The sequence below is a fragment of the Mesorhizobium sp. M1C.F.Ca.ET.210.01.1.1 genome (assembly GCF_004791585.1).
Classification (GTDB): Bacteria; Pseudomonadota; Alphaproteobacteria; order Rhizobiales; family Rhizobiaceae; genus Mesorhizobium.
In genome coordinates, this window is sequence record NZ_SRUU01000164.1 from 1 (window position 1) to 328 (window position 328).

The 328-nt window shown below is 65.9% G+C and carries 1 pseudogene; it reads left to right on the plus strand.

The annotated features are described in order from the left end of the window. Positions 1–111: 111 nt before the first annotated feature. Positions 112–328, plus strand: a pseudogene (locus EN853_RS33410) (NUDIX hydrolase); the annotation flags it as partial.

The following is a 328-nucleotide window of genomic DNA, read 5'->3' on the forward strand; positions in this document are numbered from 1 at the left end:
CCGATAATGATGTGAGCGAGCCGCATCCCGGGGCCTGTGGTGGTGGCTGGCGTCACATGCGAATCGTTCAGGCCACTTGCGCGTGAAAGAAGTTTCCGCTAGCTCCCGCGCATGGAAGCTATGACCAAGGCGGACGTCGACAAGATCGACAAGGGCCTGGCCGTGCATGACGGCCGGCCCCTGCGTCCGCGTGATGCCGCGACGCTCATCCTGCTCGACCGCCAAGGCGACGACGTCCTGGTGCTGATGGGACGTCGCCACGCCGCGCACGCCTTCATGCCAGGGAAATTCGTTTTCCCGGGCGGCCGCACCGACCCTGCCGACAGCC